Origin of the sequence: Halalkalicoccus tibetensis (genome assembly GCF_037996645.1) — an archaeon.
Lineage (GTDB): Archaea > Halobacteriota > Halobacteria > Halobacteriales > Halalkalicoccaceae > Halalkalicoccus > Halalkalicoccus tibetensis.
In genome coordinates this window covers 163358-185385 of sequence record NZ_JBBMXV010000001.1, presented here as the reverse complement: position 1 = coordinate 185385, position 22028 = coordinate 163358, and the positions used below count along the sequence as shown (strand labels likewise).

The following is a 22028-nucleotide window of genomic DNA, read 5'->3' as shown; positions in this document are numbered from 1 at the left end:
TTAGTCCTCCATGATGGTCTCCCGAACCGTATCGAAGTGGTCGGGAAGGGTCGTTGCGTCGAACTCGCCGCTGTAGAGCGGCTCATCGAGATTCTCTGCGTAGTCGGCGATGTGCTCGCCGCGAGTCCGAGACCAGTCGGCCAGCACGCTGTCGTTGTGCGGGATCTCGAGGCCCGCGTCGATCGCGCCCTCCTGGACGGCGAACACCTTGTTGCCGGGCGTCGCCGTGTGCAGACCGATGTCGAGTACGGCCTCCTCGAGGCCGGCCTCGACGGCCCGCGTCCCCGCGAGCAGACCGGTGAGGTAGGCCGCGGGCAGGTTGCCCGTCGACGCCTCCCAGCCGAACTCCGCGAGGTCGGAGGAGTGTGCGCTCGCCAGGGTCTCGTCGCCCTGGGGACCGGTCGTGATCAGCTGCGCCCTGATGTGTTTGTTGCTCGGTCGAGCGACAAGCCGGGGCTTGTCGGATTTCAGCAGGCGCAACCTCTGGTGGTAATCCGTTCGGACTTCGCGGCGCCGCCGCATCGGCACCTTATAGCGTGGTCCTGTTGCCATTATTCGTCACCGTATTCGTTGTCGATGTAGTTGGTCATATACCGGACGCTACGGAACTCCCCGCCGCGGGCCTTGTTGTAGAGCTCGCGGTACTGGGTCGAGTCGAGCTCGCCCTCCTCGCGGAGCTCGCGCAGCTTTCGGCGCTGTGCTCTGATCTGGTTCTTCCACTCGTCCTTCTCGTTCTGGCGCGCGCCGGCCTTCCCTTTGCGCTTGCCCGCACCCTTCCGGTGGCCGTAGGCGCGTTTCTCCTGTCGCTCGCGCGCACGGCCCCGGGAGTTGCCGCGGGCCTCCTTCGATTGGATGGTGCCCTGATCGACGAGCTCGCGGATCTCCTCGCGAGTGATCGCGTCGGCGATCTCGCCTTGGGCCTCCGGGTCGAACCAGACGCGGTTCTTCCCGACGTCGAGCACGTCGGCCGCCAGTCGTTTCTGTGCTTTGAGGTCACTCATCTGCGTTCACCTCGACTTCGACGTAGGTGGGGTTGAGAACGCGGATGCCCGCGCTCTCGGCTTCCTCCTCGATGCGCTCGCGCTTGCGCGCGCCGACCGAGGAGCCGATCCGCACGGCCTGTCGGTCGCCGTCGACGCCCTCGAGGTCGCCCGCGTTCTCGACGCGGACCTCCTCGAAGCCGCTCGGGTGCAGACCGCGCACCTCGGTCGGCGTCCGGAAGCCGGCCTCGACGACCGGCCCGCGGCTCTTGAAGCGCCGTCGCTGCTTCGAGAGGCCGCCGCGGGGGCGACGCCACGACTCGGGCGTGCGCTTCTTCTTGTGGTAGTCCTGGCGCTTGAACGCCGGTTTACCGATCCGGTGGCGCTCGCCAAGCAGGCGGGCCTCCTCGTCGTCGAGCTCGGGGGTCTTCTCGGTCAGCCCCCGGGCCTGAAGCTCGGTCTCGACGTCCTCGGCCGCGGCCTCGTCGGCCTCGGCTTCGGGCTCGTCGTCCTCGACCTCGGCTTCGGTCTCCTCGGCGACCTCGAGGCCGCCGACGTCGGCCTTGATACGCGCCGCGAGCGCGTTGCCGACGCCCTCGACGTCCGCGAGTTCGTCCTGGCTCGCCGCCTTGACGTCCTCGACGCTCTCGAAGCCGGCCTCGCGCAGCGCGTCGGCCTTCGTCGCGCCGACGCCGCTGATGTCGGTCAGTTCGACCGCTTCTTCTGGGTCGGCCTGTTCGTCCTCGGACGGTGTCGCCTGTTCGTCGTTGTCAGCCATTTAGACACCTCCTTTCGGTTTCTCGGTGATGTAGACGCCGTCCTGGAAGACGCGGCTGTCCTTGCCGGTCACCCGCGTGAGCTGCTCGATGTCCGCGGCCGTCTGGCCGACGTCCTCCTTGTTCGGCCCCGACAGGATGACCTCCTCGCCGTCGACCTCCACCTGCGTGTCGCCGCGGATGGCGGCCCGACGGGGCGCGCGCTCGCCGAGGAAGTTCTCGATGACGACTTCGTCGCCCTCGACGCTCACCTGCATCGGGAAGTGCGAGTACAGCACTTCCATGCGGTACTCCCAGCCGTCCGTGACGCCGAGAACCATGTTGTGCACGTGGCTCTCGAACGTCCCGATGGTGGCGTTCGTCTTCGCGTTCTCCGTCTCGCTCTCGATGACGACGGCGTCGACCTCGCGCTGTTCGGTCCCGCCGTCGTCGGTCTCGACCTCCTCGGTCGTGGTTCCGACCGAGACGGTGACGTCGGGGTACCAGAGCCGGCGAGTGACCTCGCCGTCGGGCCCCGAGATCGTCACGTCGAGGTGGTCGATCTCGCAGTCGACCTCGTCCGGTAGTGTGACTTCTGTTCGTGTCATTGTCAGTAGACGTATGCGACCACCTGGCCACCGATGCCCCGTTCGCGGGCCTCGTAGTGGCTCATGATCCCGTGGCTGGTCGTCACGACGAGCGTCCCGTAGTCGCGGGCCGGGAGGTACTGCTTCTCCCACTGCTCGAACTCGTCGGCGCCCGCCGAGTAGCGGGGCTTGACCGGGCCACATTCGTTGATCGCTCCCTTCAGTTCGACCTCGAACCTGCCGGCTCGGCCGTCCTCGACGAACTCGAAGCCGTCGATGTACCCGCGGTCGTAGAAGACCTCGAGCACCGAGCCGATCTGGTTCGAAGCGGGCTGTATCGTGTGCGTCAGATGTCCGACACTCTCGGCGTTGTCGATCCCCGAGAGCGCGTTGCTGAACGGATCACTCGTCGTCATTTGTACTTCTTGAACCCCATGTTGCGGGCGATCTCGCGGAAGCACTGTCGACACAGCCAGATGTCGTACTTGCCAACGAGGCCCTGCTTGCGGCCACAGCGCTGGCACTGCTCGATCTGACCGGTCCGCTTCGTGGCGTGCTCGCCCGTCTCGTGTTCGGTCTCTGATTCACTCATTCGTCTCCTCCTGTCCGATTTCGGCGTCGAACTCCTCGTTCAGGTACGCGATCGCCGCCGCCGCGTCGAGGCGGTGGTTCGACGGGATCGAACGCGACGCGACGTCGCGCTTCTTCACCCGGTAGCCCGGGCGAACGAGGTTCACCGTCACGTCCATCCCGAAGATACCGATGTTCGGGTCGTACTCCTGGTCGGGGAACTCGGTGTGCTCCTCGATCCCGAAGCTGACGTTGCCGGTCTGGTCGAACTGTCCGCCCGAGACGTCGGCGACCGAGAGCGCCGTCTCGAGGAACTCGCGGGCCGTCTCGTCGCGAAGGGTGACCTTCGCGCCGATCGGGTCGCCCTGGCGGATGCCGAACTCCGGCTTCGTGGATTTGGCCTCCGTCCGGACGCTCTGCTGGCCCGTGATCTCCTCGAGGATCTCCTCGGCGTTCGCGAGCTCGCGCCCGCCGGTGCCGACGCCCATGTGGACGACGACCTTCTCGACGGTCGGCTTGCGCATCTCGTGGAACTCGCCCTCGGCTTCCGCTTCGGACTCGCTCATTCGTCCTCACCTCCCTCGACGGCGTTCTCCTCGCCGGTGAAGTTCTCGTCGATCACGACGACGTACTCCTCGACCGTCTCGAACTCGGTGTCCTCGCCGACGATACTGACCGTGTTCGGCGCGCTCGATTCGATCACGTCGATCGACTCGACCTCGCCGACCTCGCCGGCGTGCTGGCCCTGCACCGCGGTGACCAGCGCACCCTCCTCGTAGGCGAAGTGCGCGAGGATCTCGTTGTCCCAGTCGATGACGATCGAGTCGCCGCCGGAGTAGTCCCCGGCGTCGTCGACTCGCAGGTTGCGCCCGTCGTGCAGCTGGAGCTGCGTTTCGCCGCCGGGCACCTGGCGCTTGTCGACGATCTTGCCGAGCTTGCCGTCTGCGTCGGCCTCGTCGATCGGCGTCAGCGCGAGCCGGCCGCCCTCGTCGGGGAACACGCGGTAGAACTCCCCGCGCTCCTCGAACCCGAGGATGTCGAACATCCCGATGGGGCGACGGACGTCGCTGGCCGGTTCGCCGTTGACGAGGACGCCTCCCTCGTTCGTGGCGTACTTTGCCTCCCTCTTCGAGTCGACATACCCCAGTACGTCTCGCAGCACGATCAGGAGCGGAACGCCGTTCTCGCCGTGGGGCCCCGCGGTGGCCTTGACGGTGTATTTGGCTGTCTTCCGCTCGACCGGCCACGATTCCGGTACCGAGAGTCGTTTCTGGTGTCTGCTCATTCGCTATCACCCGAGAGTCGCGCCTCGCGCACCTCGTCCTCGAGGTCGAGCGCCGTGATCCGGAGGTTGCTCGCCTCGAGCGGCCGGGGCACTTCCTCGCCGTCCGCCTTCTCGACGACGCAGTCCTCGACGTGGACGACCTCGCGTTTGAGGTCGACGCCGACGACCTCGCCGGTCTCGCCGGCGAAGTCGCCGCGCATGACCTCGACGGTGTCGCCGACGTTGACGCGGGCCCGACGGGTCTCGTGCTCCTCGCGGAGCTCGCCGTCGAGCGTCGCGTGCAGCTGCTTGTGTCGCTCGTGCAGCGGCGCGTTCTGTGCGTCGTTTCGCTGTTTGCGTGGTTGCTTGCTCATGGTTCTATACGATCATCGTCGCCGTGCTGGCGACGCTTCCGAAGCGTTCTGCGACCTCGCGCGCGATCGGCCCCTTGATCTCCGTCCCGCGGGGGTCCTCCGCGTCGTCGACGATGACGGCCGCGTTGTCCTCGAACTTCACGCGCGTGCCGTCGGGCCGGCGGATCGATTTCCGCTGGCGGATGACGATCGCCTCGAGGATCTGGCGGCGCATCTCGGGGGTCCCCTTCGTGACCGAGACGGTGACCTTGTCACCGACGCCGGCCTGGGGCTGGCGGTTCTTCACGCCCGAGTAGCCCGAGACGCTGAGCAGCTTCAGCTCGCGGGCGCCGCTGTTGTCCGCACAGTTGATGAGCGCGCCCTTCGAGAGGCCCTTCGTGACGTCGGCCTTCAGCGCCTCCATCACTGCTCACCCGCTTGTGCTTCGGTGGTTACGTCCCCTTCGACGTCGCCTTCGGCCTCGTCGGCCGCCTCAGTCGGGTCGACGGGGCCGAGCTCGAGCTCGTCCTCGGTGACCTCGACGAGCACGTGGCTCTTGGTCTTCGAGAGGGGTCGTGTCTCTGCTATCTTCACGCGATCGCCGACCGAGACGTGATCGAGCACGCCCGGCACGTGGGCCGGGACGCGCGATCGACGCTTCATGTACCGATCGTATTTCGGCACAAAGACGTCGTACTCTCGCTCGACGATCACGGTCTTGTCCATGTCCGCGCTCGCGACGATCCCCTCGAGGACCTGACCTCGAACGGGGAGCTCGCCGTAGAACGGACACTTCTCGTAATCATAGTCCGGATCGTCCGGTTCTGGTGGTGTTTCTACGTCTAATCCTATCGCCATGGTGAATCACCTGTGGTTTCGGTGCGTCGGGCGGGTCGTGAGAGCAGTCTGTCGCCATCCACCGTAACGTAGGCCGCCGGGTCGCAGTCGTGTTTCCCGGCGGTCCCGGCCCCCTTGCGGGGACCCGCGGCTTCATCTGTGGCGTCGAGTCGGAACTCGAACGTCGTGCCCGATTTCGGCACTCGCTTGTCCCGAGCGTCGCGGATCACGAGGGTCTTCTCGCTCTCCTGGACGACACGGCCGGCGATCCCGACGGAGTCGGGACTGTCGGCGGCAACGACCCGTACGCACAGGCCGTTGAGCTCGTGTCGCGCGATCGTCTCGGGTGTGAGTGCCATTGGTTCGTTACTCCTCGTCCTCGAGATCGCCTTCCTCGCGTCGGATCGTCTTGACGCGGGCGATCGTGCGTTTCAGCTCCCCGATCCGTCCGGGGTTCTCGGGTGCGCCACCCGCGGCCTTGACGGCCTTCATGTTCAGCAGCTCCGTCTCGAGCTCCTCGACTTCGGCCTCGCGCTCGGCGGGCGTCATGTCGCGGATCTCGTCGGTGTGGAGGATCGCCATCAGCTATCGTCCTCCTCGGCTTCCATCTCCGCGACCAGGTCGGCGGCCTCGGACTCGATGTCCTCGTCGAGTTCGCTCTCCTCGGCGTCGGCCGCGTCCTCTTCCTCGATCTCCTCGCTGACCTCCTCGACGATCTCCTCGTCGACGGGCTCCTCCTCGACGACCTCCTCGTCGATCTCGGGGGCCTCGACCTCGCCGTCGGCGTCGGCCGTCTCGGCGACCTGCTCCTCCTCGGGCACCTCGTCGGCGACGTCGTCGAGGAGCTCCTCGACGCCCTCGTCGGTGTCGGCGGTGTCGGCGATCAGGTCCTCGACGTCGGCGTCCTCGTGGATCTCGAAGTCGTCGGGCAGTCGTGCGCCCGGCGGGATGATCTTGACGTCGACGCCGATCGTGCCGAGCTTCATCACGGCGGTGCCCTGCCCGTGGTCGACGATCTCCTGGGCGGGCTCGCCGTTGTGCTTGATGTAGCCACGGTTGAACTTCTCGACGCGCGAGCGCGCGCCCGTGACTTTGCCCGACAGGACGATCTCGGCGCCGAGCGCGCCGGCGTCCATGATCCGGTCGATCGTCGTGTGGCCGGCCTTCCGGAAGTACCACCCTCGTTCGAGGGCGTTCCCGAGCCGGTCGGCGACGATCTGGGCGTTCAGATCGGGCTCGTCGACCTCCTGAACGTCGATCTGGGGGTCGTCGAGGTCGAACCGCTCCTCGAGCTGGGTCGTGACCTTCCGGATGTTCTTCCCGCCCTTGCCGATCACCATGCCGGGCTTCTCGGCCTTGAGGACGATCTGGGTTCCCATCGGGGTCTTCGCGACCTCCATGCCGCCGTAGCCGGCGCGCTCGAGCTCGGTCGCGAAGAACTCGTCGATCTGGGAGCGCTGCATCCCGTTTTCGATGAACTGGTGTTCGTCTGCCATTAGTTGTCCTCCTCCGGGTCTTCGAGGATCAGTTCGACGTCGACCTCCGGGGTGTTCCACGCCGTTGCGCGGCCCATCGCTCGGGGCTTCCGGCCGGGCGACTCGCCGACCTTGTGGGCGGCGACGTGCATGATCTCCATCGCCTCGCCGTCGAAGCCCTGGTGATCGGCGTTCCCGACGGCGTTCTCGAGCAGCTCGATGAACGCCTTCGAGACCTTGTTCGGGTAGCGCCCGGCGTCCCAGCCGTCGATGTCGTTTCGGTGGCCGACGTTCGAGTTGTGCGATTTGAAGGGCACCGACCGCTCCTCGGCGACGACCGCTTCGAGGTACTCGATGGCCTCGCCGGCGGTCTTGCCCTTGATCTCGCGTGCGACCTCCTTGCTGTGCTTGTGGCTCATGGGACGCTCCCGAAGCATGGCTTTCGCCGTCGTCTCCGGATCCGCGTCCACGCTGTAGCTGATTCCCATACTGGTCACCTCATTTCAGTGGCACGAACTTCGAGGAACGGGTCGCGCCGATCCCGGCCTGCCCGTGTTCGACGGACTGGCGCGTGAGCTGGAACTCGCCGAGGTAATGTCCGAGCATCTCGGGTTCGACCCGGACGCGCTCGAACTCCTGGCCGTTGTAGACCTCGAAGGTCAGGTTGACGAACGCCGGCACGATCGGCACGTCACGCAGGTGCGTGCGGATCGGGTCGTTCGCCGTCTCCTCGGGGCCCCGCTCCTCGGCCTTCTCGAGCAGTTTCTGCTTCTCGATCGAGAGGCCGCGTTCGATGCTCCGCCGCTGGCGGGCGGGCAGCAGTTCCGCGACTTCCTCGAGCTCCATTGCCTGCAGCTCCTCGAGCGTGTGACCACGGAAGGTGAACTCGCCCTCCTGGCCGGTTCTGTAATCTGACGAACTCATTCGTTGCTACCTCCGGTGAACCGAATGACGCTATCGGGCGCAACGCGTCCGATGGTAGTCATTTGTTCCCACCTCTGCCGGTGCGTCGCGACGAGATGTCGCCGACCTTCCGTCCCGGCGGCGCGTCCCGCGAGACGCTCTTGGGTTTGCCGGGGTGCTGGCGGCCGCCGCCGCCGAACGGGTGGTCGACGGCGTTCATCGCGACGCCGCGCACGCGGGGCCACTTGGTCCCGCGCGACTTCATCTTGTGATGCTTGCTCCCGGCCTTGACCATCGGCTTCTCGGTCCGGCCGCCACCCGCGACCACGCCGATCGTCGCCCGGCAGTCGGGCGAGAGCCGCTTGACCTCGCCGCTGGGGAGCTGGACGACCGCGGCGTCGCGGTCGTGGGTGATGAGCGTCGCGTTGACGCCGCTGGCCCGTGCGAACCGACCGCCGTCGCCGGGCTTCGATTCGACGTTACAGACCGGGACGCCCTCGGGGATCTCCGCCAGCGGCAGCGTGTTGCCGGCCTTGATCTCCGCCGAGATCCCGATCTGGATCTCCTCGCCCGTGCTGATCCCCTCGGGGACGAGCACGAGACGACGGTCGCCGTCGTCGAACTCGACGTCCGCGACGGGCGCGCTGCGTGCGGGGTCGTGCTCGATGCCGACCACGGTCCCCCGAAGCAGGTCGTCGTCCTCGGCCTTCCGGTGGGAGAGCTCCGCCTTGTACCGGTGCGAGGGTGCTCGGAACACCGAACCGCCGCGGCCACGTCGCTGGCCTCTGATTCGCCGTCCCATCTCAGAACACCCCGATCCGGGAGGCGACTTCCTGTGCGTCGTCGTCCTCCGAGAGACGCACGGTCGCCTTCTTGGTTCCGTTCATGGTTATCTGTGTGTTCACTTTGGTTACCTCCACGTCGTACTGCTCGGAGATCGCCTCGCGGATCTCCGGTTTGGTCGCGTCGAGATCGACGATGAACTGGAGCTTGTTCTCGAAGTCCATGTCGTTCATCGCCTTCTCGGTGATGAGGGGGTGCTGGATCGTCATCGATCCGCCACCTCCTCGATCGCGCTCTCGGTCCAGATCGTCAGGCGACCCGCGTGGGTGCCCGGCGCGAGGTCCTCCGTGCTGACGTCGCGTGCGGTCGCGACGTCGACCCCGGCGAGGTTGCGCGCGGCCTTCGAGGGGCCGGCCTCGCTCGAGGTGACGAAGAGGATCGACTTGGGCTGCTTGTACTTCCGGCCGCGGCTCTTCCCGCGGCCGGCACGGACCGAACGGCCCTCCTCGGCGCGCTCGATGTCGCCGCCGAGGCCGACCGATTCGAGGAACGAGAGGACCTCCTGGGTCTTGATCAGCTCCTCGAACTCGTCGGAGACGACCAGCGGCAGCTCGACGTCCTCCTCGAAGCGGTGGCCCCGCTCCGTGACGAGCTCCGCGTCCGTCGTCGCGGCGATCGCGCTGCGGGTCGCGAGCTTTCGCTCCTTGGTGTTGATGTCCGTGCTGCGGTCCTTTTCTGCCTTCGGCGGGTGTGCCCGGCGGCCGCCGACGGCCTGGGGCACGCGTCGGCCCTGGCCGTTCGAGCGGGGGACGCGGGCCATTCCCCTTCCTGTGCCGAGCGATTCCGCCGAGGTGCGCTTGCCCGCGAAGGGGTCGGCGCCGTAGTCCTGCTGTCGGTTGTCCTGGGCCGCGAGCACGGCGCGCTTGATCAGGTCCGGCCGGTAGTCCGTCTCGAAGACCGCCGGCAGGTCGATCTCGCCCGCCTCCTCGCCGTCCAGGTCGAGTGTGTGTGCGTTCATGTTATCCCTGGTTCGATGCGGTGGAGACGTACCGGACCTCGGGGTCCAGTCGCGGTTGGTCGTTCGGCCGGATCGCGGGCCGGAACCGGAGCAGCCGTTTGTCCGGGCCCGGCAGCGATCCCTTGATCAGCGCGTAGGGCCCCGAGACCTCGCCGTAGTTGACGAAGCCGCCCTGGGCGTTGATCTCGTCCTCCTCGCCGAGCGCGATCAGGCGCTTGTTGAGCTCGGTGCGCTGGTGGTAGCCGGTCTGTCCCTGCTGGGGGACCGTCGAGCGAACCCTGGAAGGGTTCCACGGGCCGAGGTTGCCGATGCGTCGGCGCCATCCCTGGCGGGCGTGTTTGCCCTTTCGCTTCTGGACGCCCCAGCGCTTGACCGGGCCCTGGGTACCCTTACCCGTGGTGACGCCGCTCGCGTCGACGTACTCGCCGGCGCGGAACACGTCGTTGGCGTCGTGTTCCCCGCCCTCCTCGAGCAGGTCGAGCGCGAACTCGGCGCGGTCGTCGAGCGAGCCGCCGCCGACGCGGGTCTCCATGATGTCGGGCTTCTTCTTCGGGACGCTCGACAGTCCGGCGGGGACGGTGTGGGTGATGACCCGGAGGTCATCGACCGCGCCCTCGTCGATGGCGTCCTCGATCTCCTCGCGGCCCGTGCCGTCGGGCTCCTCGGGGAGGTCCAGGGCACGGTCGAGGTTCTCGTCGAACTCCTCGGCCCAGACCTCGGTCCGGGGCTGGAGTCCGTACGGTGTCTGTTCGTACGCGCGCAGAGCGACCGCCCGCATGGGCGGGGTCTCCACGATGGTGACGGGCACCGTCTGCTCGGTGCCTTCGATGGGCGAGTTGGCCTCGTCGTTGACCATCACCACGTGGCTCATACCGGCCTTGTAGCCGGCGAACCCCTGCAGCGCTGGCTGTCCGTCGTCGTCCGGCCACGAGTTGAACCGCGGCACCTCGCTGGTTGCGCGCGTCCGTGGGCCGAACCCTAACGAGCCTTTGCGTGGTCTGTTTGCTTGTGGCATGTGACTCTCACTCCGTGAGTGTCAGGCACGCGAGCGACGCGAACATCGCTTCCTCGGTTCGCACCGTCTCGCTGCCCTGGCGTGGGATCGTGTTGAGCCAAAGGTCGAACCGATCGGATCCGTCCGATTCAGGTTCGATGGCCGCCGCCGGCTCCCCGCCGACGGACTCCTCTTCTACCTCGAGTATCGCCGGCAGCCCCCGGCCGGGCGCGCCAAAGACGACGGTCATCCCGTCGTCCTCGATGCGCCCCGTAAGCCCCGGGAGACGGTCGATCGAGAGCTCCTCGCCGAAGCGAGAAGTCGCGATCCGAACGCCCGCGTCGGGGCGGCCGAGCGCCGCCGGCAGCTCCGTGCGCTCGACTTCGAGCCCGGACGGCTCCTCGGTGAGTTTCGCACGGACCGGTCGTCGCGAAGATATCCTGACGGTCACGCGTTCCCCCTCCTCGACCTCCATACCGGGAGGCGTCAGAAGGGAGAGTGGGTGTTGCAGTCCGCAATTGACCCGGACGCGCCCTTCAGGTCCGACCTCGGTCACGAGTCCCTGTCTTAACGACCCCGAACCGTTCGATCCGGAGCCGGTCCGTGACACGGCGCGAAGCGGGGGCAGGACCCCGACATACTCCAGTTCGTCGCGCGTGTCCCATACCTCCTTTCGGAGATAGGGGGGCGTCGCGGCGTACCGCAGTACGGTTTCGACGAACCCGCCGCCCCACCTGCGTTCCCCATCCGGATCGGGGAAGACGATCAGGCGGTCGGCCCGGAAGACGGTCGCCGCGCGGGCGACGTAGCCGAGCTTGCGAGTCGCCTCGCGTTTGTCCTCGGCCTCCCGGACCAGCGACGACGGCACGAGTATGCTGACGGTCATGCCAGCCACTTTCTCGCCGTGGCACTAGACTGTGGCGAACGTATCGTACGAGGCCCTAAAAGGATAGCGTTTTCCGTGGCGGCTGCATGGGTTTCACACGCTCTAAACCCCCGATATGGGGGCTTCCGTATCACCATCACCGACCCTGATTCGGAAGCCTTATACTCCTCACCGGGATACCCGAAAGTGCAACAGGGCGCTGGTAGTGTAGTGGTATCACGTGACCTTGCCATGGTCACAACCTGGGTTCAAATCCCAGCCAGCGCACTTCTCCGAACTCGACTACCGCGAGCAACCGCGCCAGCGTGTTGCGAGCACGTACCCGAGTTCGGGAATGCGATCCGATGGGATTTGAGCAGGGAGTGAAGCGAACGAAGTGAGCGCAACGACCGAGTTCAAATCCCAGCCAGCACGCTGTTCTTATGTCGCTGACTTGCATTTTTGGCAAACTCTATAGTGAGACACGTTTCCAAACACTATGGAATAGGATCTAATTTCTCGATCCGTCTTTGTCTTTCCGATTTTGAATGTAATCGGAAATATACGAACCAATAACAGCGACAATTTTATAATTAAATATTTATTCTCTTTTGATTACATATTTCATGAATGGTCAATATCGATTCTATCGTGGTAGTGAAGTAGTCCCTCGACTCTTGGACAGAGATATCCGCAACATCATCGTCTGAATCGACGTGAATGATTTTATTATTCCTCTCTTCACGGATAGTGTGAAAATTGTCATAAAGAGAACCAGAGTACGTTGAAAACCTATGCGATGTAACTTTTTCCAGTCCTTCTTTACTTCGATCCTTCCAACCCCTATAATCGTTCTGCAAGAACTGCTCAATCTCGGTTACAGACTTCCCCTCTGCTTCGAGTGTCCGACGAAGCTGCCGGGCAAGATGGTTGTCGTATGCTGAAATAAGAAGTGGCAACATTGCTATCCATTCTGATTGATAGAACAGACGTACAGCATTTAGCAAGAGATCTATCCAAGGAGGTTGCTCGATATCTGAAGGCCGAGAATGATAGTTGTACGCTACAGTAACTCGGTCAGGAGCATTTGAATTAAGCTCGGATGTTACAAAGGCAATCTTACCCTCATCGGGTTGAACAATATCGATTATAACCGAATTTTCGACTAGGAGATGTCTCGGATACCAATCAAGCGCAACTCCCTGTAAATCTGTGATTGACTGTCCAGAAGGCCGGTCCGTTTCAGCCAATAGCGAAAGGCCAATATCAAGAGAATTCCCACCTATCAACGGAACTTCTTTGGTTTTTCCTACTTCTAGTTCAATAGTCCCAATACTCGCCCTACTTCCGAGTTGAATAGGACGACCCCCGATCTCAGTAATCGGGATCCGAGTAAAATACTCTAGGAGTGCGTCTTCTGGGTGGATATCAACACCACATGAACGACATGAACACGAATCCACCAGCGTCTGGAACGAAGTGCAGTTAAAACCCGAGATGTCGATCGCCTGAAATTGGTAATCACAATCTGGGCAGAGAAGGTTTGGCCAGTCCATATTGGGAGTAGAGGAATTATTCATGAATTAGCCTCCATCTTCGCTGCTGTCTCGGCGTGACCAAATTCTTCAGTCTAACGGTCATTACAGAGTCACAGCCTGCAAAGACAATTACTGTCGCGAATGGGAAAACGAGGATAGAACGTTTCATACCTTATAACGGGGACGAAATGGCATAACTCTAGCCACGGGAATCTATCGCATGCCGTCCAACGTCTTTCCTGAATTACGAGCGAACAGATGAGCGAAACCCGGGTTCAAATCCTATCCAGCGCTCGTTCGGGTTAGAACCCATGAGCACGGACCTACAGACATCCCGAACGTTCGACCGTATCGACCCCATTGTCCCGTCATCGAGCTCCAGTTCGGGATGGGCGTCCGCCGCATGCGCGCCGGCCTGCGCCATCATCGCGTCCTCGCTCTCGGCCTCGATGGTCGCGTCACACCCCTCGATCACACACTCTAGTCGCTTCGTCATGATCCGTACCGTGTACGTCGGTAACACGCATAACGGTCTCGTCGCGGGGGCGGCGATACGACCCGGACGGCCCCCATCTATACGGCCCCGCGGATCCCTGGATGGGGTATGGCAGACTCGCTCGACGATATCGAGGCGGAGCTCGGGGAGACGACCGAGGACGAGGACGACGAGCGCGCCCACGACCGGCTCGAGGCCGCCCGCGAGGAGCTCGAGGAGCTCCGCGAGCGCGGCGAGGTCGACGAGGAGCGCGCCGAGGCCATCGACGCCGAGATCGACCAGCGCCTCCGGACGATCGATGAACGCGACAGCTACGACGTCGACTCGATGGGCGCGGCCCGAAGCCCCGACGACGAGAACGCCTGAGGAGGACGCGACCGGGCGAACGGTCACTATCGGCGACGGGTCGGGCTCGAACGCAACCCCCTTACTCGCGGCTCGCCTCGTCCCGGACATGACGAACGACCCGGAGGCCGCCCTCTCCGAACACGCGGCGTACGAACGGGACGAATCGGGGTACGAACTGACGACGACGGTCTTCGATACGGTCGTCGGGACAAAGGAGGACGACGGGGAAACGCGCTACCGCGTCGTCGTCCGGCTGCCGACGCTCGACGCCGTCGTCGAGGGCGAAACCGTCGCCGAGGTCGTCGAGGACGGCTGGTTCGAGACCCTCGAACTGCGCCTCGACGACCCGACGCAGGTCACGGCCGGCCGGCCGTCGGTCGAGACCGACGTGAGTCGAGCGGGAAGCGAGGTCCGCGTCGAGATGACCTTCACGAGCGCGCGCCCCGAGCGCGCGGCCGAGAACGCGAAGTCGCTCGCCGAGTTCGTCGAGGGGACGTGGGTTCAGGGGATCGTCCCCGGCTACGACTACGGCGAGCCGGCGGCGTCGCTGCTCGAGCGCGCGTCGCAGAACTACGACGAGGGCGGCGCGTAGCGAACCGCGCGGCCGGCGTTTCAGTCTTCAATCCATCGCGATGTACGTCCGGGTGTCCTCGACGCCGGAGACCCCCTGGATCCCGTCGGCGGAGATCTCCTTGACCTGGGACGGCGAGTCGACCTCGAGCTTCGCGATGATGTCGACGTCGCCGGCGACGATGTGGGCCTCGCCGACGCCTTCGATGGCCTCGATGGCGTCCTTGAGCCTGTCGGCCTCGCCCGTGTTGGCCTTGACCATGACGTAGGCGGTCACCATCGTCAGACACCCCCGGCCGCGGCGGCCTCGCGGCTCCCGACGATCAGCTGTCGGACGTCGTCGAGCGCCTCGAAGTCCGCGAGCACCGCGAGGCGGTCGCCCTCCTCGAGGGACTCGTCGGGCGAGGGGATCGAGAGCGCCCCGTCGGCCTTCCCGAACGCGAGCAGCGTCGCGTCCGCCGGTAGCGAGAGCTCGCTGATCGTATACCCCTTCGTGGGGGAGTCGGACTGAACGGTCAGCTCGACGACCTGGAGGTGCTGGGCGATGTCGGCGATCGCACGGATGTCCCCGCCGAGCAGCGCGTTCTTCGCGCCGATGGCACCCAGACGCTCGGGGTAGACGATCTCGTCGACCTCGTCGGCGTACTTCCGGTAGATCTCCTCGCGGTAGTCCTCGTCGATCCGGAGGATCGTCCGACAGCCGTGGTGTTTCGCGATCATACACGCCGCGAAGTTCGTGTTGAGGTCGCTGGTGAGCGCACCGAGCGCGTCCGCGTCGGCGAGCCCGGCCTCCTCGAGAACCGGTTCACGGGCGCCGTCGCCCTCGACCACGTCGTAGCCCTCGGTCCGGGCCCGATCCGCGACGTCCGCGTCGCGCTCGATCAGGACGACCTCGTGGCCCTCCGCCGAGAGCACGCGGGCCGTCCGTAGCCCGACCCGACCGGCACCGATAATAACGAATCGCATGGACCACCATACGCTACGGGGTATGAATAATGTTACCCCATCGAACGCGGTGGTCTCCTTCGCCGATGATCCGACCGAAAGCGGGATTCGGGCCCCCAGAGGGCGAAGTCCCGCCGCGTCCGCTCAGTTCAGCAGCTCCTTCGGGTTCTCGAAGACGACCTGTCGGATCGTCTCCACGTCGAGCCCCATCCGGTACATCTCGAAGATCGTCCGCTTGTAGGCGAAGATATCGCTGCGGAGGATCCCTGCACTATCCGTCTCGACCAGCACCTGGTCGGGTCCGTACTCGGCGACGACCTCGGCGACGTGGTGGGGTTCGACCCCCAGTAACCAGGGGTAACTGACGGTGAAACTGCAGTAGCAGTCGGTGTTCTCGATGACGTGGGAGGCGGTCTCCTTGTCCGCGTGCGAGAGCACCAGCTGCTCGTCTGCCAACCCCGCCTCGTCGGCGAGCTCGACGTCGATCTCGACGGCCTCGCGCTTCGGGTTCTCGCCGGTGAGCACCGGATCCTGCTGCAGCGAGAGGTCGAGCTCGTAGCCGGGGATCGAGCCGTGAACCCGCTCGGGAAAGTCGACGTCCTCGAGGTCCGGCGGGGTGTGCAGGATCGCCGGCAGGTCGTGGTCGGCGGCGATCTCGAGCTGGCGGCGGGTCACGTCCTTCTGGTCCTCGAGCTCCCACCCCGAGACGTGCTGGGCCTCCGTGATCCCGATCTCGCCGACGGCGGCCACCTCGTCGAGCGCGCAGTACTCGGGCATGACCTCGAGGAGTCCCTCATAGTCCTCCACGCGCGCGCCCGTGTGGATCCCGATGCCGACCTTCGCGTCGAAGGGATGGGAGTCGCCGATCGGCCCGAGGCGGTTGAGCGCGTCGTCCCAGAGGTGGCGCACGTCCGCCGCCGCGACCGGTTTGTAGGGCATCCAGTAGTACGCGGCGGCCATCATCACCATCGAGTGACAGCCGCTCAGCGCGAACTTCTCGCGGTCGTTCCACGACATGGTGTGTGCGTGGTTGTGGACGTCGATCCAGGGGATGTTCGTCAGCTCCGCCGGAAGCTCCGTCGCGTCGCCGCGCTCCTCGAGGTCGGTCGGCCGCCGCGTGGGGTACTGTTGAGTCATCGGTTCAGGTGTGTCGACAGTCGTTGGTCAGCTCACCGATCCCCTCGACGCCGATCGTCACGCTGTCGCCCTCGTCGAGGAGGACCTGTGGCTCGCGGAAGTAGCCCACGCCGTCGGGCGTGCCCGTGTAGATCAGGTCGCCCGGTTTGAGGGTGAACGCCCGGCTACAGAACGAGACGAGCTCGGCGACGTCGAAGATCAGGTGGCGGGTGTTCGACTCCTGGAGGCGCTCGCCGTTCACCTCGGTCCAGACGTCGAGCTCCCCGACGTCGTCGACCTCGTCGGCCGTCACGAGCTCCGGCCCGATCGGGCCGAACGTGTCGAGGCTCTTCCCGCGAACCCACTGCTCGTCGGCCATCTGGAGGTCCCGCGCCGAGACGTCGTTGCCGACCGTGTAGCCCGCGACGTACTCCAGGGCCTCGCTCTCCTCGACGTTTCGCGCCCGCTCGCCGATCACCGCGACGAGCTCGCCCTCGTAGTCGACCGCCTCGGTGAGCTCGGGGTCCCACTCGATCGATTCGTCGGGGCCGATCAGCGACTGGGGGAACTTCGAGAACAACACGGGCTCGTCGGGGGCGTCGAAATCGCCCTCGTCGGCGTGGTCGGCGTAGTTCAACCCGACACAGACGACCTTCTGTGGGTCCGTGATCGGCTCGCGCCGCGTCAGGTCATCCCGATCGTGGAGGCCTACCCCGGTCTCGAGGGCGTGGGTGAGCGCGAGGTCGACCTTCTCCCGCCAGCCCCACTCGCCGACGATCCCGAGGAGATCGTCCGGGAGCCGGATCCCGGCGGCGTCGGCCGCCTCGGCCAGCCGGACGACGCCCGCCTCGCTGACCACGCCCGCCCAGACCTCGCCCCGCTCGGATTCGAACTGTCCCAGTCTCATCGGTCACCCTCGCCGTCGGTAGTCGTTCGCATGAGTCTCCCTGTGACGCACAGGCACATATCTCTTACCACTTGGTAGACTTCGGGACGCGTGAGCGGAAACGGTCCGGAGGACGACGGACAGTTAGTATAAAAGCGTGAGCCGCGATTGGTCCTCCATGACGAGTTCGGGAGGGCGTCCCTCCTCGGAGGGAACGCGGGAGGCGATCATGGAGGCGACCTTCCGCGCGCTCAGCAAGAACGGCTACGCGGACCTCCGGATGCGGGACATCGGCGAGGAGTTCGAGATGACCCGGCCCGTGATCCACTACCATTACAACAGCAAACACGAGCTGATCTCGTCGTTCCTCGAGTACCTGATCGCCCAGTACAAGGACGACGACACGGTCGACGCCGAGGACCACTGGGAGCACCTCGGGATCCGGATCGACCAGTGCATATTCGGCCCCGACATCGACGGGTTCGACCACTGGGAGCGCATGACGGTGTATCACGAGCTGTTCTCGCAGGCCCAGCATAACGAGACCCACCGGGAGCTGTTCAACCAACACTACGAGGGAATGGTCGTCGGCCTCGCCGACGTGATCGAGGCGGGGATCGAGGACGGGACGTTCGCGGCCGTCGACCCGATGGAGTTCTCCCAGCTGTTGACCGACGTCATCCACTCTGCGCGGGCCCGTCGGATCTCGCTGGGCCAGGAGGACGCCCCCGAGCAGGCGCGTACCGCCGTCAATCGATTCGTCCTCCCGCGTCTCGTCCCGAACGTCAGCGTGGAGATCCCCATCGAGAGCCGGTAACGCCCGAACGAGGGGATCTGGCTTGATCAGTCGACGGTGATGTCGGGCAGCTGTTCGTCGATGTACTCGACGTCGACGTCGAGCCAGTCGGGCACCCGGAGGTTCTCGCCGAGCTCCGAGACGTCCTCGTCGAGGGTGACGCCGGGTCCGGTGGTCGCGAACTCGAAGACCGATCCGCCGGGCTCGGTGAAGTACATCGACCAGAAGTAGTCCCGGTCCTTCCGGGAGGTAGTGATCAGGTCGGCGTCGCGGAACCGCTCGCTCCACTCCTTCTGCTCCCACTTCTCGCCGGCGTCGAACGCGACGTGGAGGAAGGTTCCCGTTCCCATCACGCCCTGGGGGGCGTTCGGGCGGATCAGCACGTCGACGAACTCCGCACCCTGACCGTCGCCGGGCGCCTGGAACCGGACACGGTCGCCGGCCTGTGGCTCGTCGTGGCGCCCGACCCGATCCCAGTCCATGGCCTCCAGCGCCCGGAAACTCCCGGCGGGGTCGTTCGAGTGGACCGTCACGCTGTGGAGACCCTGGATCCCGTGTTCGGCGGGGACCGGGCCGTCGTCCCACGCCTCGATGTCGGACTCGCCGGTGACGAGCTCGAAGGGGGTTCCGTCGGGGTCGGTGAAGCCGATGGCGGTCTCGTCGAACCGTTCCTCGACGACGTGTTCGACGTCGTGCTCCTCGAACCGGTCGGTCCAGTAGTCGACCGACCCCTCGGGGATGACCAGCCCCGCCGCGCTGAGCTGCCCCTTCCCGACGCTTCCCTCGGGCATGTCGGTGACCGGGAAGAACGTCACGATCGATCCGGCCGAGCCCACTTCATCGCCGTAATAGAGGTGATAGATCTCCTCGGGGATGTCGAAGCGGACGGTCCGCTTGACGAACCGAAGACCCAGTACCTTCCGGAAGAAATCCAGGTTCGCCTGTGGATCGCTCGCGAACGCGGTCACGTGGTGTAGGCCGTTGATCTGTCCCATGATATCACTCCTTACCAAGTGGTAAATCTATAAATAGCTACCGCCCATAGAAGTGGGCATGAGTGATACGGACGCATCGAATCGGCCCCCGGCCGGCCGGAACCCGCCCTCGGCGCTCGGACGGCTGTTGTTCGGCGGCATGTTGGCCGCCGCGGCGATCAACAGCTTCCGGGGTATGGAGGGACAGATCGCCTACGCGGACTCGAAGGACGTCAAGTACGCCGACTACCTGGTCCCCGTCTCAAGCGGGATGCTCGCGTTCGGCAGCATCGGGATCGTCCTCTGGCGGTTCCCGAAGCTCGCGACGGGCGCCGTCGCGGCGTTCTTCACGGCGGTGACCCCGACGATGCACGACTTCTGGAACGCGCCCGACGAACGGAAGCAGAACGAGCTGAACCACTTCATCAAGAACGGCGCGATGCTGGGGGCCGCGGTCTCCTTCCTCCGGCGTGCCTGGCGACAGTAACTCCCTACTCGGGCCGATCGACGGGCGACACGGCGGAACGAACCGCGAACGGACTCACGAGACGATCGGGCCGGCCCGATCACGACACAGGATCCATGCAGGAATTCGCATTCACGGTCACGTATCGAGAAGGGGTGGACCACGTGATGGACGTCTTCATCGAGAACCCCGGGCTCTACGCGCGGACGACCTCCTGTCACGCGACGCGCGAGACGACCTGGCGGGTCGACGAGGTCACCGGCCCGGCGGAGGCGCTCGCGGCGTACGACGAGCAGCTCCGGGGGCTCGCGCGCTGTTCGAGCCTCCGGGGGATGGGTGGCTGTCCGGTCGATTGGAGCCACGAGGTCCTCGCCCGTCGGCCGACGAGGCGCCGCATCTACTCCCGACAGTCGGAGGGCGAGGGCTGTCGCTCGATTCCCTACCTCGCGGCGAAACACCTCGGGGACGGCGTCCTCTGTCGGGCCGAACAGCACGGCAACGAGTACCGCTGGCGGATCCTCGCCGACGACGACGCGGCGATGAGCGCGATCCACGACGAGATCGACGGCAACCTCCGCGATGGGCTCTCCCTCGAGTTCGAGCGCCTGAGCCCCTCCCCCGAGTGGACGGGAGCGAAGCCGAGCCGAACCGACCTCCCGTACGAACAGCGCGAAGCCCTGGAGCTGGCCGTCGATCACGGCTACTACGAGACGCCCCGTCGGGCCTCGATCCAGGAGATCGCGGAGGCCGAGGGGATCGCGACCTCGACGCTCCAGTACCGCCTCACCCGTGCCGAGGCGTGGCTCGCCACGACGTTCGCCGGGGCCGAGGAGGGCGAACCGACCCCGCCCGCCGCCGCGATCGGCGACGACTGACTCCCCGCCAGAACGGACCCTTCACCCTTCTTCCGTCGATCCGTCGCCCACGCCGACGTCCGTGTGGCGGGACGGCTCGGCGCTCGGGCCGGGTTTGGTATGTGCCGAACGAACTCCCATTCCCGTCCGGCCCGAACCTCGAATCGCACGATGAGAGACGACGACGGGACCGAGACGGGCGTATCGCGACGTAACTACCTCAAGGGGACGGGCTCCGCGCTGGCGGCGCTGTCGTTCGTCCCTGCGGGTGCTGCCGCTGCGGAGGGTCACGAGGCGGACTCCACGGCGTCCTCGGGGGGCCGTACCCTGATCGAGAACGGGACGGTCGTGACGGTCGACCCCGACATCGGCGTGCTCCACGACGCCGACGTGCTCGTCGAGGACGGCCGGATCGAGCGGATCGACCACGCGATCGACGCCTCGGCCGACGAGGTCATCGACGCCGGCGACTCGATCGTCGTGCCGGGCTTCGTCAACACGCATCTCCACGCCTGGCAGGCCGGGGTTCGGGGCGTCGCCGGCGACTGGTCGTTCCTCGAGTACCTCGATACGATGCTCGGGGAGATCAGCAGCCACTACACGCCCGAGGACGCCTATCTGGGCAACCTTTTCGGGGGGGTCGAGCAGCTCAACGCCGGGACGACGACGATCCTCGACTGGTTCCACATCGCGAACTCGCCCGACCACACCGACCGCGCGATCGACGGGCTCGAGGACGCCGGCATCCGGGCGGTGTTCGCCCACGGCCAGCCCGGCGACGACAGCGCTACCTGGTGGGAGGAGTCCACCGAGCCCCATCCCGACGACATCCGGCGGCTCCACGACGAGCGATTCCCCGCGAACGACGGGCTGCTCACGCTGTCGATGGGGATCCGCGGACCCGACTACTCGACCGACGAGGTCGTCACCCAGGACATCGAGCTCGCCCGCGAGCTCGGGATCCCCGCGTCGATGCATATCGGCTCGCTCGGACCGGGCGGCGTCGAGACGCTCGAGGAGCTCGACCTGCTCGGCGACGACCTGAACTACGTCCACGCCAACCGGCTCACCGACGAGGAGTTCGCGCTCATCGGCGATTCGGGCGGATCGGTGTCGATCACGCCCGAGGTCGAGATGCAGATGGGGATGGGCATGCCGGCGCTCCGGGAGACCATCGACGGCGGGGGGATCCCCTCGATCGGCGTCGACATCGTCTCGGCCGTCAGCGGCGACATGTTCACCCAGACGCGCTTCGGCCTCCAGACCCAGCGCGCGCTCGACAACCAGCCGACCGTCGACGCCGGCGGGCAGGTCGAGGAGATCTCGCTCAGCGCGCGCGACGCCCTCGAGCTCGCGACCATCGAGGGCGCCCGCGCGCTCGGGCTCGCGGACGAGATCGGCTCGCTGACGCCGGGCAAGCGCGCCGACGTCACCCTGATCGGGGCCGACGACGTCAACACGACGCCCGTCCACGACCCGATCGAGACGGTCGTCCTCCAGGCGGGGATCGACAACGTCGACACGGTGCTCGTCGACGGCGAGGTCGTCAAGCGCGACGGCGAGCTCTGCAACGCGACCGCCCGCGACAACCAGGACCAGCTCGTGGAGTCCGGCCGGCGGATCCTCGAGGAGAGCGGCCTCTGAACCGGTAACAC

34 protein-coding genes and 1 tRNA gene are annotated in these 22028 nt (G+C 65.7%); 7 read left to right on the top strand and 28 right to left on the bottom strand.

The genetic code is table 11. From position 1 onward, the window contains the following. The 21 genes from WOA58_RS01110 to WOA58_RS01010 are packed head-to-tail and all read right to left on the bottom strand — an operon-like array spanning position 1 to position 11405. Positions 1-552: a 50S ribosomal protein L18 gene (locus WOA58_RS01110; RefSeq protein WP_340602280.1), complete on the bottom strand. Its 552-nt coding sequence runs from the start codon at positions 550-552 to the stop codon at positions 1-3. Beyond that, positions 552-1001: a 50S ribosomal protein L19e gene (locus WOA58_RS01105; protein ID WP_340602279.1), complete on the bottom strand. Its 450-nt coding sequence runs from the start codon at positions 999-1001 to the stop codon at positions 552-554. Before WOA58_RS01105 ends, WOA58_RS01110 begins: the two co-directional genes overlap by 1 nt. Beyond that, positions 994-1758 carry a 50S ribosomal protein L32e gene (locus WOA58_RS01100; RefSeq protein ID WP_340602278.1) on the bottom strand — a complete coding sequence of 255 codons (765 nt, stop codon included), beginning with the start codon at positions 1756-1758 and terminating at the stop codon, positions 994-996. Before WOA58_RS01100 ends, WOA58_RS01105 begins: the two co-directional genes overlap by 8 nt. Then, complete coding sequence (locus WOA58_RS01095) at positions 1759-2343, bottom strand: 50S ribosomal protein L6 (protein WP_340602277.1); 585 nt, start codon at positions 2341-2343, stop codon at positions 1759-1761. It lies immediately after the preceding gene. Between the two features lie 2 nt (positions 2344-2345). Continuing rightward, positions 2346-2738: a 30S ribosomal protein S8 gene (locus WOA58_RS01090; protein ID WP_340602276.1), complete on the bottom strand. Its 393-nt coding sequence runs from the start codon at positions 2736-2738 to the stop codon at positions 2346-2348. Further along, positions 2735-2914, bottom strand: a complete 180-nt coding sequence (locus WOA58_RS01085) for a 30S ribosomal protein S14 (protein ID WP_340602275.1) — start codon at positions 2912-2914, stop codon at positions 2735-2737. Before WOA58_RS01085 ends, WOA58_RS01090 begins: the two co-directional genes overlap by 4 nt. Further along, positions 2907-3458 carry a 50S ribosomal protein L5 gene (locus WOA58_RS01080; RefSeq protein WP_340602274.1) on the bottom strand — a complete coding sequence of 184 codons (552 nt, stop codon included), beginning with the start codon at positions 3456-3458 and terminating at the stop codon, positions 2907-2909. Before WOA58_RS01080 ends, WOA58_RS01085 begins: the two co-directional genes overlap by 8 nt. Further along, positions 3455-4177: a 30S ribosomal protein S4e gene (locus tag WOA58_RS01075; RefSeq protein ID WP_340602273.1), complete on the bottom strand. Its 723-nt coding sequence runs from the start codon at positions 4175-4177 to the stop codon at positions 3455-3457. Before WOA58_RS01075 ends, WOA58_RS01080 begins: the two co-directional genes overlap by 4 nt. Further along, positions 4174-4530: a 50S ribosomal protein L24 gene (rplX, locus tag WOA58_RS01070; protein WP_340602272.1), complete on the bottom strand. Its 357-nt coding sequence runs from the start codon at positions 4528-4530 to the stop codon at positions 4174-4176. The genes WOA58_RS01075 and rplX overlap by 4 nt, the downstream gene beginning before the upstream one ends. Before the next feature lie 4 nt (positions 4531-4534). Next, entirely contained in the window at positions 4535-4933 is a 399-nt protein-coding gene (locus WOA58_RS01065) for a 50S ribosomal protein L14 (protein ID WP_340602271.1), read from the bottom strand. Beyond that, entirely contained in the window at positions 4933-5367 is a 435-nt protein-coding gene (locus WOA58_RS01060) for a 30S ribosomal protein S17 (protein WP_390220198.1), read from the bottom strand. Before WOA58_RS01060 ends, WOA58_RS01065 begins: the two co-directional genes overlap by 1 nt. Beyond that, on the bottom strand, positions 5358-5705 hold the full coding sequence (locus WOA58_RS01055) for a ribonuclease P protein component 1 (RefSeq protein WP_340602270.1): 348 nt from the start codon (positions 5703-5705) through the stop codon (positions 5358-5360). Before WOA58_RS01055 ends, WOA58_RS01060 begins: the two co-directional genes overlap by 10 nt. 7 nt (positions 5706-5712) lie before the next feature. Beyond that, on the bottom strand, positions 5713-5928 hold the full coding sequence (gene rpmC, locus WOA58_RS01050) for a 50S ribosomal protein L29 (RefSeq protein WP_340602269.1): 216 nt from the start codon (positions 5926-5928) through the stop codon (positions 5713-5715). Continuing rightward, positions 5928-6842: a 30S ribosomal protein S3 gene (locus tag WOA58_RS01045; protein ID WP_340602268.1), complete on the bottom strand. Its 915-nt coding sequence runs from the start codon at positions 6840-6842 to the stop codon at positions 5928-5930. Before WOA58_RS01045 ends, rpmC begins: the two co-directional genes overlap by 1 nt. Next, the gene (locus WOA58_RS01040) at positions 6842-7309 is read right to left on the bottom strand and encodes a 50S ribosomal protein L22 (protein WP_340602267.1); all 468 of its coding nucleotides are present in this window, start codon (positions 7307-7309) and stop codon (positions 6842-6844) included. Before WOA58_RS01040 ends, WOA58_RS01045 begins: the two co-directional genes overlap by 1 nt. Positions 7310-7319: 10 nt before the next feature. After that, positions 7320-7745 carry a 30S ribosomal protein S19 gene (locus WOA58_RS01035; RefSeq protein ID WP_340602266.1) on the bottom strand — a complete coding sequence of 142 codons (426 nt, stop codon included), beginning with the start codon at positions 7743-7745 and terminating at the stop codon, positions 7320-7322. A gap of 58 nt (positions 7746-7803) precedes the next feature. Continuing rightward, positions 7804-8526, bottom strand: coding sequence for a 50S ribosomal protein L2 (locus tag WOA58_RS01030; RefSeq protein WP_340602265.1), 723 nt, complete (start codon positions 8524-8526; stop codon positions 7804-7806). A gap of 1 nt (position 8527) precedes the next feature. Then, entirely contained in the window at positions 8528-8776 is a 249-nt protein-coding gene (locus tag WOA58_RS01025; RefSeq protein WP_340602264.1) for a 50S ribosomal protein L23, read from the bottom strand. Beyond that, positions 8773-9525, bottom strand: coding sequence for a 50S ribosomal protein L4 (gene rpl4p, locus WOA58_RS01020; RefSeq protein WP_340602263.1), 753 nt, complete (start codon positions 9523-9525; stop codon positions 8773-8775). Before rpl4p ends, WOA58_RS01025 begins: the two co-directional genes overlap by 4 nt. A gap of 1 nt (position 9526) precedes the next feature. After that, positions 9527-10540, bottom strand: a complete 1014-nt coding sequence (locus WOA58_RS01015; RefSeq protein WP_340602262.1) for a 50S ribosomal protein L3 — start codon at positions 10538-10540, stop codon at positions 9527-9529. A gap of 7 nt (positions 10541-10547) precedes the next feature. Further along, a complete protein-coding gene (locus WOA58_RS01010) occupies positions 10548-11405 on the bottom strand; it encodes an RNA methyltransferase (protein WP_340602261.1) in 858 nt (285 codons plus the stop codon). Between the two features lie 196 nt (positions 11406-11601). Between WOA58_RS01010 and WOA58_RS01005 the strand changes: the two genes are divergently transcribed. Further along, a tRNA-Gly gene (locus tag WOA58_RS01005) sits at positions 11602-11672 on the top strand. Positions 11673-11977: 305 nt separating this feature from the next. Here the strand turns inward: WOA58_RS01005 and WOA58_RS01000 are convergent. Continuing rightward, the gene (locus WOA58_RS01000; RefSeq protein ID WP_340602260.1) at positions 11978-12940 is read right to left on the bottom strand and encodes a hypothetical protein; all 963 of its coding nucleotides are present in this window, start codon (positions 12938-12940) and stop codon (positions 11978-11980) included. A 226-nt stretch (positions 12941-13166) separates the two neighbouring features. Beyond that, positions 13167-13418 (bottom strand): DUF1059 domain-containing protein, encoded by a 252-nt coding sequence (locus tag WOA58_RS00995; RefSeq protein WP_340602259.1) that lies wholly within the window; start codon positions 13416-13418, stop codon positions 13167-13169. Positions 13419-13526: 108 nt separating this feature from the next. Here WOA58_RS00995 and WOA58_RS00990 point away from each other — a divergent pair, with 108 nt between their 5' ends. Both WOA58_RS00990 and WOA58_RS00985 read left to right on the top strand, forming a co-directional pair. Continuing rightward, on the top strand, positions 13527-13784 hold the full coding sequence (locus tag WOA58_RS00990; RefSeq protein ID WP_340602258.1) for a hypothetical protein: 258 nt from the start codon (positions 13527-13529) through the stop codon (positions 13782-13784). 88 nt (positions 13785-13872) lie between these two features. Further along, positions 13873-14358 carry a DUF5813 family protein gene (locus tag WOA58_RS00985; protein WP_340602257.1) on the top strand — a complete coding sequence of 162 codons (486 nt, stop codon included), beginning with the start codon at positions 13873-13875 and terminating at the stop codon, positions 14356-14358. Positions 14359-14385: 27 nt separating this feature from the next. On the opposite strand, the gene WOA58_RS00980 is transcribed toward WOA58_RS00985, so the two are convergent. The 4 genes from WOA58_RS00980 to WOA58_RS00965 form a co-directional block, all read right to left on the bottom strand. Next, complete coding sequence (locus WOA58_RS00980) at positions 14386-14616, bottom strand: Lrp/AsnC family transcriptional regulator (RefSeq protein ID WP_340602256.1); 231 nt, start codon at positions 14614-14616, stop codon at positions 14386-14388. A gap of 2 nt (positions 14617-14618) precedes the next feature. Continuing rightward, positions 14619-15302 (bottom strand): potassium channel family protein, encoded by a 684-nt coding sequence (locus tag WOA58_RS00975; protein WP_340602255.1) that lies wholly within the window; start codon positions 15300-15302, stop codon positions 14619-14621. A 123-nt stretch (positions 15303-15425) separates the two neighbouring features. Further along, positions 15426-16418: a TatD family hydrolase gene (locus tag WOA58_RS00970; protein ID WP_340602254.1), complete on the bottom strand. Its 993-nt coding sequence runs from the start codon at positions 16416-16418 to the stop codon at positions 15426-15428. A gap of 4 nt (positions 16419-16422) precedes the next feature. Beyond that, positions 16423-17304 (bottom strand): fumarylacetoacetate hydrolase family protein, encoded by an 882-nt coding sequence (locus WOA58_RS00965; RefSeq protein WP_340602253.1) that lies wholly within the window; start codon positions 17302-17304, stop codon positions 16423-16425. Positions 17305-17461: 157 nt separating this feature from the next. On the opposite strand from WOA58_RS00965, the gene WOA58_RS00960 reads away from it, so the two are divergent. Next, positions 17462-18100: a TetR/AcrR family transcriptional regulator gene (locus WOA58_RS00960; RefSeq protein WP_340602252.1), complete on the top strand. Its 639-nt coding sequence runs from the start codon at positions 17462-17464 to the stop codon at positions 18098-18100. Between the two features lie 26 nt (positions 18101-18126). On the opposite strand, the gene WOA58_RS00955 is transcribed toward WOA58_RS00960, so the two are convergent. Next, positions 18127-19074: a VOC family protein gene (locus WOA58_RS00955; RefSeq protein ID WP_340602251.1), complete on the bottom strand. Its 948-nt coding sequence runs from the start codon at positions 19072-19074 to the stop codon at positions 18127-18129. A gap of 58 nt (positions 19075-19132) precedes the next feature. Here WOA58_RS00955 and WOA58_RS00950 point away from each other — a divergent pair, with 58 nt between their 5' ends. The 3 genes from WOA58_RS00950 (at position 19133) to WOA58_RS00940 (ending at position 22017) form a co-directional block, all read left to right on the top strand. Then, a complete protein-coding gene (locus tag WOA58_RS00950; RefSeq protein ID WP_340602250.1) occupies positions 19133-19540 on the top strand; it encodes a DoxX family protein in 408 nt (135 codons plus the stop codon). A gap of 95 nt (positions 19541-19635) precedes the next feature. Continuing rightward, positions 19636-20394, top strand: coding sequence for a helix-turn-helix domain-containing protein (locus WOA58_RS00945; protein ID WP_340602249.1), 759 nt, complete (start codon positions 19636-19638; stop codon positions 20392-20394). 150 nt (positions 20395-20544) lie between these two features. Beyond that, positions 20545-22017 carry an amidohydrolase family protein gene (locus WOA58_RS00940; RefSeq protein WP_340602248.1) on the top strand — a complete coding sequence of 491 codons (1473 nt, stop codon included), beginning with the start codon at positions 20545-20547 and terminating at the stop codon, positions 22015-22017. Positions 22018-22028 lie beyond the last annotated feature (11 nt).

Bases quoted from the DNA above. Each gene is read 5' to 3' on its own strand.
- WOA58_RS01090 (WP_340602276.1), bottom strand. From the start codon at position 2,738: ATGACGACGAGTGATCCGTTCAGCAACGCGCTCTCGGGGATCGACAAC.
- WOA58_RS00970 (WP_340602254.1), bottom strand. From the start codon at position 16,418: ATGACTCAACAGTACCCCACGCGGCGGCCGACCGACCTCGAGGAGCGC.
- rpmC (WP_340602269.1), bottom strand. From the start codon at position 5,928: ATGGCGATCCTCCACACCGACGAGATCCGCGACATGACGCCCGCCGAG.
- WOA58_RS01105 (WP_340602279.1), bottom strand. From the start codon at position 1,001: ATGAGTGACCTCAAAGCACAGAAACGACTGGCGGCCGACGTGCTCGAC.
- WOA58_RS00950 (WP_340602250.1), top strand. From the start codon at position 19,133: ATGAGTGATACGGACGCATCGAATCGGCCCCCGGCCGGCCGGAACCCG.
- WOA58_RS00955 (WP_340602251.1), bottom strand. From the start codon at position 19,074: ATGGGACAGATCAACGGCCTACACCACGTGACCGCGTTCGCGAGCGAT.
- WOA58_RS01065 (WP_340602271.1), bottom strand. From the start codon at position 4,933: ATGGAGGCGCTGAAGGCCGACGTCACGAAGGGCCTCTCGAAGGGCGCG.
- WOA58_RS01000 (WP_340602260.1), bottom strand. From the start codon at position 12,940: ATGGACTGGCCAAACCTTCTCTGCCCAGATTGTGATTACCAATTTCAG.
- rplX (WP_340602272.1), bottom strand. From the start codon at position 4,530: ATGAGCAAGCAACCACGCAAACAGCGAAACGACGCACAGAACGCGCCG.
- WOA58_RS01085 (WP_340602275.1), bottom strand. From the start codon at position 2,914: ATGAGTGAATCAGAGACCGAACACGAGACGGGCGAGCACGCCACGAAG.
- WOA58_RS01045 (WP_340602268.1), bottom strand. From the start codon at position 6,842: ATGGCAGACGAACACCAGTTCATCGAAAACGGGATGCAGCGCTCCCAG.
- WOA58_RS00975 (WP_340602255.1), bottom strand. From the start codon at position 15,302: ATGCGATTCGTTATTATCGGTGCCGGTCGGGTCGGGCTACGGACGGCC.
- WOA58_RS01075 (WP_340602273.1), bottom strand. From the start codon at position 4,177: ATGAGCAGACACCAGAAACGACTCTCGGTACCGGAATCGTGGCCGGTC.
- WOA58_RS01030 (WP_340602265.1), bottom strand. From the start codon at position 8,526: ATGGGACGGCGAATCAGAGGCCAGCGACGTGGCCGCGGCGGTTCGGTG.
- WOA58_RS00960 (WP_340602252.1), top strand. From the start codon at position 17,462: ATGACGAGTTCGGGAGGGCGTCCCTCCTCGGAGGGAACGCGGGAGGCG.
- WOA58_RS00965 (WP_340602253.1), bottom strand. From the start codon at position 17,304: ATGAGACTGGGACAGTTCGAATCCGAGCGGGGCGAGGTCTGGGCGGGC.
- WOA58_RS01010 (WP_340602261.1), bottom strand. From the start codon at position 11,405: ATGACCGTCAGCATACTCGTGCCGTCGTCGCTGGTCCGGGAGGCCGAG.
- WOA58_RS00980 (WP_340602256.1), bottom strand. From the start codon at position 14,616: ATGGTGACCGCCTACGTCATGGTCAAGGCCAACACGGGCGAGGCCGAC.
- WOA58_RS01095 (WP_340602277.1), bottom strand. From the start codon at position 2,343: ATGACACGAACAGAAGTCACACTACCGGACGAGGTCGACTGCGAGATC.
- WOA58_RS01055 (WP_340602270.1), bottom strand. From the start codon at position 5,705: ATGGCACTCACACCCGAGACGATCGCGCGACACGAGCTCAACGGCCTG.
- WOA58_RS00940 (WP_340602248.1), top strand. From the start codon at position 20,545: ATGAGAGACGACGACGGGACCGAGACGGGCGTATCGCGACGTAACTAC.
- WOA58_RS01025 (WP_340602264.1), bottom strand. From the start codon at position 8,776: ATGACGATCCAGCACCCCCTCATCACCGAGAAGGCGATGAACGACATG.
- WOA58_RS01100 (WP_340602278.1), bottom strand. From the start codon at position 1,758: ATGGCTGACAACGACGAACAGGCGACACCGTCCGAGGACGAACAGGCC.
- WOA58_RS01035 (WP_340602266.1), bottom strand. From the start codon at position 7,745: ATGAGTTCGTCAGATTACAGAACCGGCCAGGAGGGCGAGTTCACCTTC.
- WOA58_RS00995 (WP_340602259.1), bottom strand. From the start codon at position 13,418: ATGACGAAGCGACTAGAGTGTGTGATCGAGGGGTGTGACGCGACCATC.
- WOA58_RS00945 (WP_340602249.1), top strand. From the start codon at position 19,636: ATGCAGGAATTCGCATTCACGGTCACGTATCGAGAAGGGGTGGACCAC.
- WOA58_RS01015 (WP_340602262.1), bottom strand. From the start codon at position 10,540: ATGCCACAAGCAAACAGACCACGCAAAGGCTCGTTAGGGTTCGGCCCA.
- rpl4p (WP_340602263.1), bottom strand. From the start codon at position 9,525: ATGAACGCACACACACTCGACCTGGACGGCGAGGAGGCGGGCGAGATC.
- WOA58_RS01060 (WP_390220198.1), bottom strand. From the start codon at position 5,367: ATGGCGATAGGATTAGACGTAGAAACACCACCAGAACCGGACGATCCG.
- WOA58_RS00990 (WP_340602258.1), top strand. From the start codon at position 13,527: ATGGCAGACTCGCTCGACGATATCGAGGCGGAGCTCGGGGAGACGACC.
- WOA58_RS01110 (WP_340602280.1), bottom strand. From the start codon at position 552: ATGGCAACAGGACCACGCTATAAGGTGCCGATGCGGCGGCGCCGCGAA.
- WOA58_RS01040 (WP_340602267.1), bottom strand. From the start codon at position 7,309: ATGGGAATCAGCTACAGCGTGGACGCGGATCCGGAGACGACGGCGAAA.
- WOA58_RS01080 (WP_340602274.1), bottom strand. From the start codon at position 3,458: ATGAGCGAGTCCGAAGCGGAAGCCGAGGGCGAGTTCCACGAGATGCGC.
- WOA58_RS00985 (WP_340602257.1), top strand. From the start codon at position 13,873: ATGACGAACGACCCGGAGGCCGCCCTCTCCGAACACGCGGCGTACGAA.